Origin of the sequence: Streptomyces sp. NPDC021356, from assembly GCF_040641015.1 — a bacterium.
Lineage (GTDB): Bacteria > Actinomycetota > Actinomycetes > Streptomycetales > Streptomycetaceae > Streptomyces.
This window is the reverse complement of the sequence record NZ_JBFACU010000048.1, coordinates 41,202-47,627: the sequence shown is the minus strand read 5'-3', so window position 1 is coordinate 47,627 and position 6,426 is coordinate 41,202. Positions and strand designations below refer to the sequence as shown.

At 73.2% G+C, this 6,426-nt stretch carries 5 protein-coding genes; 3 read left to right on the top strand and 2 right to left on the bottom strand.

Going from position 1 to position 6,426, the window contains the following annotated elements; all coding sequences use genetic code 11:
• Nucleotides 1–154 precede the first annotated feature (154 nt).
• Both AB0G56_RS37930 and AB0G56_RS37925 read right to left on the bottom strand, forming a co-directional pair.
• A complete protein-coding gene (locus AB0G56_RS37930) occupies nucleotides 155–1,123 on the bottom strand; it encodes a DeoR/GlpR family DNA-binding transcription regulator (RefSeq protein ID WP_360979479.1) in 969 nt (322 codons plus the stop codon).
• A gap of 185 nt (nucleotides 1,124–1,308) precedes the next feature.
• A complete protein-coding gene (locus AB0G56_RS37925) occupies nucleotides 1,309–2,757 on the bottom strand; it encodes an NAD(P)H-quinone dehydrogenase (RefSeq protein ID WP_360979476.1) in 1,449 nt (482 codons plus the stop codon).
• A 116-nt stretch (nucleotides 2,758–2,873) separates the two neighbouring features.
• On the opposite strand from AB0G56_RS37925, the gene AB0G56_RS37920 reads away from it, so the two are divergent.
• From AB0G56_RS37920 to AB0G56_RS37910, 3 genes are all read left to right on the top strand, one after another.
• Nucleotides 2,874–3,311, top strand: coding sequence for a gamma-glutamylcyclotransferase (locus tag AB0G56_RS37920; RefSeq protein ID WP_360979473.1), 438 nt, complete (start codon nucleotides 2,874–2,876; stop codon nucleotides 3,309–3,311).
• Nucleotides 3,312–3,415: 104 nt separating this feature from the next.
• Entirely contained in the window at nucleotides 3,416–4,240 is an 825-nt protein-coding gene (locus AB0G56_RS37915) for a purine-nucleoside phosphorylase (protein ID WP_360979470.1), read from the top strand.
• 519 nt (nucleotides 4,241–4,759) lie between these two features.
• Complete coding sequence (locus tag AB0G56_RS37910) at nucleotides 4,760–6,406, top strand: phospho-sugar mutase (protein WP_360979467.1); 1,647 nt, start codon at nucleotides 4,760–4,762, stop codon at nucleotides 6,404–6,406.
• Nucleotides 6,407–6,426 lie beyond the last annotated feature (20 nt).

Genomic DNA, 6,426 nt, shown 5'->3' with positions numbered 1-6,426 from the left:
TATCTCGGCCCCCCCCACACCACCGCCCCCCCCATCTGCCAGATCCAGGACGCCCCCCCCCACCCCCGGGGCCACGAACGAGGCGCCCGGCGGACCGCGTGATGCGGTCCGCCGGGCGCCTCGTTCGTGGAGCGACCGGGCGGCCCGCCGGGCCTCACCGCCGCCGGAGGTCCGCCACCCGGCCCGCCCGTTCGGCTCCCGCCGTCTGCTCCTGGCCGCCCAGGCCCGTGGAGCGCAGGGCGGCGGCCGGAGTCCCGGCCTGCCCGCGGCGCGGCCCGGGGAGCGGCACGTCCCGGCGGCGCTCACCGCGGGCCGGGGGCTGGTCACCCACCGGGTTCCCCGTCGGACCGGCCACGGCGATCTGGACGCCCTGGTCGGCCAGGGCCTGCAGTTCCGTGCCCGCCCGATCGTCGTGGGCGGGCGGCTCGTCCGTCACCAGGCGGGTGATGAACTCGGTGGGGACGGTCTGGAACATGGTGTCCGCGCCGAGCTTGGTGTGGTCGGCCAGGACGACGACCTCCGCGGCGGCCTGTACGAGGGCGCGGTCGACGGAGGCCGAGAGCATGTTGGAGGTGGACAGCCCGCGCTCCGCCGTCAGGCCGCTTCCCGAGAGGAACGCCCGGGACACCCGCAACCCCTGCAGCGACTGCTCGGCTCCGGACCCGACGAGGGCGTAGTTGGAGCCGCGCAGCGTACCGCCGGTCATCACGACCTCGACGCGGTTGGCGTGCGCGAGTGCCTGGGCGACCAGCAGGGAGTTGGTGACGACGGTCAGCCCGGGGATCCGGGCGAGCCGGCGGGCCAGCTCCTGCGTGGTCGTACCGGCCCCGACGACGATGGCTTCGCCCTCTTCGACGAGGCCCGCGGCGAGGTCGGCGATGGCCGTCTTCTCCGCCGTCGCGAGGTGCGACTTCTGCGGGAAGCCGGACTCGCGGGTGAACCCGCCCGGCAGTACCGCACCGCCGTGCCGGCGGTCGAGGAGTCCTTCTGCCTCCAGTGCGCGCACGTCCCGCCGTACGGTCACTTCGGAGGTCTGGACGACGCGGGCGAGTTCACGGAGCGACACGGCACCGTTCGCTCGCACCATTTCGAGGATCAGTTGGCGACGTTCAGCAGCGAACACGAAACTGACAGTAACCCCAGCGACCGTCTGCTTTCAGCAGTTTGCGCCGAATAACAGAAGTTGTTCGCATGGTGCAACCTGAAGTGGTATAAGCCCTAGTCCGGTCGACTATGCCGGACGCATGAGCGGCAACTCCCCGTGAACGACGGGGAGTCGGATCCGGCCGGACCGGATCGCCGCCGCCCCTATGCCTCGCCGGTCGCCTTGCGCCCGTGCAGCTGCCGGGCCACCTCGGCGATCGACCCCGACAGGGAGGGGTACACCGTGAAGGCGTTCGCGATCTGCTCCACCGTCAGGTTGTTGTCGACGGCGATCGAGATGGGGTGGATCAGTTCCGAGGCGCGCGGCGCCACGACCACACCGCCGACCACGATGCCCGTGCCCGGGCGGCAGAAGATCTTGACGAAGCCGTCCCGGATGCCCTGCATCTTGGCGCGCGGGTTGCGCAGCAGCGGGAGCTTCACGCAGCGGGCGTCGATCTTGCCGGCGTCGACGTCGGCCTGGCTGTAGCCGACGGTGGCGATCTCGGGGTCGGTGAAGACGTTGGAGGAGACCGTCTTCAGGTTCAGCGGGGCCACGGCGTCGCCCAGGAAGTGGTACATGGCGATACGGCCCTGCATCGCCGCCACGGACGCCAGCGCGAAGACGCCGGTCACGTCACCGGCCGCGTAGACGCCCGGAGCCGTCGTACGCGACACCTTGTCGGTCCAGATGTGCCCGGAGTCGCGCAGCCTGACGCCGGCCTCCTCCAGGCCGAGCCCGGCGCTGTTGGGGATGGCGCCGACGGCCATCAGGCAGTGCGAACCGCTGATGACCCGGCCGTCGGCCAGCGTCACCTCCACCCGGTCCCCGACCCGCTTGGCAGCGGCGGCGCGCGAGCGCGCCATGACGTTCATGCCGCGGCGCCGGAAGACGTCCTCCAGGACGGCCGCCGCGTCCGGGTCCTCGCCGGGCAGCACGCGATCGCGCGAGGAGACGAGCGTGACCTTCGACCCGAGCGCCTGGTAGGCGCCCGCGAACTCGGCGCCGGTGACGCCCGAGCCCACCACGATGAGTTCCTCGGGCAGCTCGTCGAGGTCGTAGACCTGGGTCCAGTTGAGGATGCGCTCGCCGTCCGGCTGCGCGTCCGGCACCTCGCGCGGGTGGCCGCCGGTCGCGATCAGCACCGCGTCCGCGGTGAGCGTCTCCTCGCTCCCGTCGGCCGTGGTGACGACGACCTTGCGCGACCCGTCGAGCCCCTGCATGCCCTCCAGACGCCCGCGCCCGCGCATGACCCGGGCGCCGGCCCGCGTCACGGAGGCGGTGATGTCGTGCGACTGCGCGAGCGCGAGCCGCTTGACCCTCCGGTTGACCTTGCCGAGGTCGACCCCGACGACCCGGGCGGCCTGTTCCAACGGCGGGGTGTCGTCGGCGACGATGATCCCCAGCTCCTGGTACGAGGAGTCGAAGGTGGTCATCACCTCGGCCGTGGCGATAAGGGTCTTCGACGGCACGCAGTCGGTCAGCACCGACGCTCCGCCCAGACCGTCGCAGTCGACGACGGTCACCTCCGCGCCGAGCTGAGCGGCCACCAGCGCCGCTTCGTATCCGCCGGGTCCGCCACCGATGATCACGATCCGAGTCACGTATTCCATTGTCCCGCACTCCTCAAGTTGCTCCTCCCCGGGGGCACCGGCGTCCCCCCGCCGGGGACGGGAGGCGCCTTCCGTCGCGGATGAGCCGCCCGCGTCCCTGCCGTACGCTTCGACCCATGTCGCTCTACGCCGCGTACGCCGGCAATCTCGACGCGCGGCTGATGTCCCGCCGCGCCCCGCACTCGCCGCTGCGCGCCACGGGCTGGCTGAACGGCTGGCGGCTGACCTTCGGCGGCGAGCACCTGGGCTGGGAGGGCGCCCTGGCGACCCTGGTCGAGGACCCGATCTCCCAGGTCTTCGTCGCGCTCTACGACATCGCCCCCATGGACGAGGAGTCGCTGGACCGCTGGGAGGGCGTCGGCATGGAGATCTACCGGCGCATGCGGGTGCGCGTGCACACCCTCGACGGCGAGGAGGCGGCCTGGGTCTACGTCCTCGACGCCTACGAGGGCGGCCTGCCCTCGGCCCGCTACCTGGGCGAGCTGGCGGACGCGGCCGAGTCCGCCGGAGCCCCGCACGACTACGTCATGGAGCTGCGCAAACGCCCCTGCTGAGCGCACCGCGCCGGGGCCCTCGTCGGAAACGACGAGACAACGATCGCAATCCCGTGAGCTCCGTCATCTACGCGCGTAGGCGAATTCCGGCTACCCTCGTCCGCGTGAACGCATCTCTTCTTCCGGACGACATCCAGGGCGACCCCTACGCCGCCGCCGACGCCGCCGCCGCGCGCCTGCGGGAACTCACCGGCGCGGAGACCCACGACGTCGCCCTCGTGATGGGCTCCGGCTGGGCACCGGCCGTCGACGCCCTGGGCGCCCCCGACGCCGAGTTCCAGGTCACCGAGCTGCCCGGCTTCCCGCCCCCGGCGGTGGAGGGCCACGGTGGCAGGATCCGCTCGTACAGCACGGGCACCAAGCGCGCGCTCGTCTTCCTGGGCCGCACCCACTACTACGAGGGTCACGGCGTGGCCGCCGTCGCCCACGGCGTGCGCACCGCCGTCGCGGCCGGTGTCAAGACGATCATCCTCACCAACGGCTGCGGCGGCCTGCGCGAAGGGATGCGCCCCGGCCAGCCGGTCCTGATCGGCGACCACATCAACCTGACCGCCACCTCCCCGATCGTCGGCGCCAACTTCGTCGACCTGACCGACCTCTACTCCCCCCGCCTGCGCGCCCTGTGCAAGGAGGTCGACCCGACCCTGGAGGAGGGCGTCTACGCCCAGTTCCCCGGCCCGCACTACGAGACGCCCGCGGAGATCCGCATGGCCCGCGTCATCGGCGCGGACCTGGTCGGCATGTCCACGGTCCTGGAGGCGATCGCCGCCCGCGAGGCCGGCGCGGAGGTCCTCGGCATCTCCCTGGTGACCAACCTCGCCGCCGGCATGACGGGCGAACCCCTCAACCACGAGGAGGTCCTCCAGGCGGGCCGCGACAGCGCCACCCGCATGGGCTCCCTCCTGGCCCAGGTACTGGAACGCCTGTAAGCCCCCGGCGACGCCCCCGGGAAACGAACCCGCAGCAGCCACGGCGAAGCGGCGGAGTACCCGGGGCCGACGCCCCCGGGCGGACGCACCCCCGGTCGCGTACGGCGAACCGTGAAGGCAACCGCAAAGACGAACGCCCCGCCCACGGCGAACCGGAAGAGTCCTCCGGGGGACGGACGATCCCGCAGCCGCGTACGGCGGGAAGGGGACGTGTCGGAGGGTGGACGCATCGGAGGTGTCCGCCCGCAGCCGCGTACGGCGGGAAGGGGACGTGTCGGGGGGTGTCCGCCCGCAGCGGTCGGCGCGTCAACGCCGGGCACCCGCACAAGCACCCGGTTCCGCGCCGTTCCGAGGACGGACACCCCCCGGCGCGGCCCCGCCCCACCCCACCACCGCACGCGCTACGCGCACCCCCACCCCCCGGCACAGGCCGCCGCGGGCACCCCGCGGTACCCCACCGCACCCGAACCCGAATCCGAACCCGACCCGCCCCCACCGACAACGAGAGGCTGACCCCACGTGCACGACGACCTCATGGCACGGGCCAAGGCATGGCTCGCCGAGGACCCCGACGCGGAGACCCGTGCGGAACTCGCCGCGCTCATCGACGCGGGGAACACGGAGGAGCTGACGGCGCGCTTCGCCGGCACCCTCCAGTTCGGCACCGCCGGCCTCCGCGGCGAACTGGGCGCGGGCCCCCTCCGCATGAACCGCTCCGTCGTCATCCGCGCCGCCGCCGGCCTCGCCGCGTACCTGAAGAAGCAGGGCACGCCCCACGGGGACGACACGGCCGGCCTCGTCGTCATCGGCTACGACGCCCGCCACAAGTCGGCGGACTTCGCCCGCGACACCGCCGCCGTCATGACCGGCGCCGGCCTGCGCGCGGCCGTACTGCCCCGCCCCCTGCCCACTCCCGTCCTCGCCTTCGCCGTCCGGCACCTCGGCGCGGTCGCCGGCGTGGAGGTCACCGCCAGCCACAACCCGCCCCGCGACAACGGCTACAAGGTGTACCTCGGCGACGGCTCCCAGATCGTCCCGCCCGCCGACGCGGAGATCGCGGCGGAGATCGACGCGATCACGACCCTCGACGCGGTCCCCCGCCCGGACACCGGCTGGCAGACGCTCGGCGACGACGTCCTGGAGGCGTACCTCGCCCGCACGGACGCCGTCCTCGCCCAGGGCTCCCCGCGCACGGCCCGCACGGTCTACACGGCGATGCACGGCGTCGGCAAGGAGACCCTGCTCGCCGCCTTCGCCCGCGCGGGCTTCCCCGCCCCCGCCCTGGTCGCCGAGCAGGCCGACCCGGACCCGGACTTCCCGACCGTCGCCTTCCCCAACCCGGAAGAGCCCGGCGCGATGGACCTGGCCTTCGCCAAGGCCCGCGAGACCGGCCCGGACCTGATCATCGCCAACGACCCGGACGCGGACCGCTGCGCGGCGGCCGTGAAGGACGGCACGGACTGGCGCATGCTGCGCGGCGACGAGGTGGGCGCACTGCTCGCCGCCCACCTGGTCGCCCGCGGAGCGCACGGCACGTTCGCGGAGTCGATCGTCTCCTCCTCCCTCCTCGGCCGCATCGCCGAGAAGGCGGGCCTGCCCTACGAGGAGACCCTGACCGGCTTCAAGTGGATCGCCCGCGTCGAGGGCCTGCGCTACGGCTACGAGGAGGCCCTCGGCTACTGCGTGGACCCGGAGGGCGTACGGGACAAGGACGGCATCACCGCGGCCCTGCTGATCACGGAGCTGGCCTCCCAGCTCAAGGAGGAGGGCCGCACCCTCCTGGACCTGCTCGACGACCTGGCCGTGGAGCACGGCCTGCACGCCACGGACCAGCTCTCGGTCCGCGTCGAGGACCTCTCCCTGATCGCCGACGCGATGCGCCGCCTGCGCGAGCAGCCCCCGACCGAACTGGCGGGCCTGCCGATCACCCGCGCGGAGGACCTGACGCGGGGCACGGAGAAGCTGCCCCCGACGGACGGCCTGCGCTACACGCTGGACGGCGCCCGCGTGATCGTCCGCCCGTCGGGCACGGAGCCCAAGCTGAAGTGCTACCTGGAGGTCGTGGTCCCGGTCGGGGACCGAACCGGCCTCCCGGCGGCCCGCGCGAGGGCCGCCGGCCTCCTGGCGCAGATCAAGCGCGACCTGTCGACGGCGGCGGGCATCTGACACGCGTGGGCCCCGGGACA